General features: G+C 70.9%; 1 protein-coding gene and 1 pseudogene. Both read right to left on the bottom strand.

Features of this window, described 5'->3' with window-relative positions:
- Nucleotides 1-941 (bottom strand): D-2-hydroxyacid dehydrogenase family protein (locus GT042_RS36375; protein WP_161312939.1); only part of this gene is annotated, 941 nt, incomplete at its 3' end.
- 165 nt (nt 942-1,106) lie between these two features.
- Nucleotides 1,107-2,751: pseudogene (locus tag GT042_RS36370) on the bottom strand (1,4-dihydropyridine esterase); the annotation flags it as partial.

Raw genomic sequence — 2,751 nt, 5'->3', positions numbered from 1 at the left:
GGCGTGATCGTACGGAGGGGCGCGCCGGCCCGGTAGGCGGCGATGTCCTCCACCGCGCCGCCGTAGAAGACGCGGTACGTCTCCTCGGTGACGTATCCAAGGTGGGGGGTCAGCACCGTGCGCGGCGCGGTACGGAGCGGGTCGTCGGCCGGCAGGGGCTCCACGTCGTAGACGTCGAGGCCGGCCCCGGCGATCCGGCCCTCGCGCAGGGCCTCGACGAGGGCGCCGGTGTCGACGAGCGGGCCGCGTGAGGTGTTGACGAGATAGGCGCCGGGTTTCATGAGCGCCAGCTCGCGGCGGCCGACGAGGCCGGTGCTGCGCGCGCTGAGCTTGTAGTGCAGGGTCACCACGTCGGCCGTCGAGAACAGCGTGTCCTTGCCGACCGGTTCGGCGCCGCACGCGCGGGCGTGCGCGGGGTCGAGGTGGGTGCTCCAGGCGATCACCCGCATGCCGAAGGCGTTGCCGACGGCGGCGACCCGCGCGCCCAGCCGTCCCAGGCCGACCACGCCGAGCGTACGTCCGTGCAGGTCACCGCCGAGGGTGTGCTGCCACTCCCCCCGGCGCATCCCGGCGGACTCCTCGGGGAGGTGCCGCAACAGGGAGAGGATGAGGCCCCAGGTCAACTCGGGGGTGGCGTAGGGCTTGCTCTCCGTGCCGCAGACGGTGACGCCGTGGCGGTGCGCGGCCGCGACGTCGATGGCCGCGTTGGCGGCGCCGGTGGTGACGAGCAGCCTCAGGTCGGGCAGGCGTGCGAAGCGCTCTTCCGTGAACGGGGTGCGTTCGCGCATCGCGACGACGACGTCGTGGCCGCGCAGGGCCTCGACGAGTGTGTCGGTGTCGGCGAGGTGGTCGTGCAGGAAGGTGACCTCGGCGTCGAGACTGTCCCAGTCACCGAAGCGGTGAGCGGCCTCCTGGTAGTCGTCCAACACGGCGACGCGCACGGTCGTTCCTCCCTGCCTGGCTGCTGATGCTGCTGATGCTGACCGAAGCCTACGTCGGCGGTTGCGGTGCGGCCCGTGCCGGGCATGACGCCGCGCCCGGGGAGTGGTGCTGGTCCCCCGGGCGCGGCCGGTGCGCGGTGCCTGTCCTCCCGCCGTGTCCGCCGCCTACGTGAGCAGGTAGGCCTTCACGACGGTCACGTCGTACGTGTAGCCCTTCGTGTCCGTGAGCCTCGCCTTGAGGGAGACCGAGGTGGCCTTCTTCGGGTGGCTGAGCGTCAGGCTCTTCTTCCCGTCCTTGCCGGTGGTGACGGGAGCCTTCGCCCACTTCGTACCGCCGTCGTACGAGACCTGTACGGACAGGGACTTGAAGCCCTTGCCCGCCGCCGGACCGTCGATCGCCAGCGGGACGGTGAGCTTCTCGCCGGCGGGGGCGGTGCTGGCCAGGTCGAGCTTCGGGAGGAAGCGGACCGTGGACAGCGGGAGGTCCGCACCTTCGGCGGACGGCCGCTCGGAGACGAACGACCAGGAGGCGACGAGGCGGGTGGTGACGCCCGCCAGCGCGGTCGAGCGGGTCGCGTCGGTGCTGACGACGTAACGCGCCGACGTGGCGGGCAGGTTCCCGACGAGCTGGCAGAGGTCCTCGCGCCTGTCGAGGATCGTCTTGCCGTCGGCGGTGATCACCGTGCGCCGCTTGGTCGCCGCGGACTGGCCGAAGTGTCCGGCCCCGTCGGTGAATTCGTCCACGCAGACCAGCATGGCGTTGTCCTGCCGCGCGCCGCTGTACGGGCCCACCCGCGGGCTGAACACGCCCACGTTGTAGGTCTTCGTATACGTCTTCTTCGCCTGGTACGTCTTCGCGCCGTCGGAGCCGAGGTACACGCCGTCCTCGTCCCCGCTCTGCTGCTGGCCCATGCCGAACTCCCACGTGAAGCCCTTGGGGACCGTGACGTAGGTCTTCGCGGTGGTGGGCAGGGCGAACAGCTCGGTGCCGGCGCCCGTCCCTTCGCCGTTCGCGCTCCAGAACGAGCTGACGTAGCCGGTGCGCTTCTTGGCCGAGGCCCCGATCTTGACGTTCACCAGGGCGAGTTCACCGGCCGTCGCTTTGTGTCTGAACCCGGTGTAGGCCGAACCGGCTCGGTTGTAGAGCAGGTTGTAGTTCGTGCTGCCCTGCTGCCAGAGGGCGCCCACCCGGGCGTTGAACTGCGCGGCGGGGAGCGCCGCGCCGATGTGGGCCATGGAGACGCCCTGGAAGCTGTCCAGGAACCAGGTGGCGGCGAACGCGTAGGGGGTGTCCAGGAAGTAGTTCGTGTAGGCGGAGACCTGCTTCGCCCTGCCCGGTGGTGTGATGCTCACCGGCTTCGCCCTGCGGGCGTCGAACGTGAGCGTGGCGTTCCTCGTGACGTCGTACTTCGGCTGCACGAACAGCGCGAAGACCGGGGCCCCGCCGGTCTCCGGTTCCCCCACCACCACGTCGAAGAGGTACCTGCCCTTGGGGGCCCTGACCTTCACGGTCCCGTCGCCGTCCGCGTCGTACAGGGACTCCCAGTAGGGGGTGTTGTGGCCCACGACCTCGGCCATGCCGGCCGTGGGCCTGCCCTTGGCGTCGAGGAACTTGAGTGTGAGGTCGTACGACTCCTCCTCGCGGATGACGCCGAAGGACGTGAGTACGCGCTGTCCGCCCTCGGTCGCCGTCGCGACGACGGAGCCGGAGTAGGCGCCGTCCGGTCCCGCGATCCGGGTGTCCGAGGTGAGGACGGCGTCCGCGGTGCCGCCCGCCGGCACGGTCAGCCGGGCGGTGTCCAGGCCGAAG

The organism is Streptomyces sp. SID3212 (assembly GCF_009865405.1).
Classification (GTDB): Bacteria; Actinomycetota; Actinomycetes; order Streptomycetales; family Streptomycetaceae; genus Streptomyces.
Note: the sequence above shows the minus strand (reverse complement) of the source record. Positions and strands in the feature narration are given on the sequence as shown.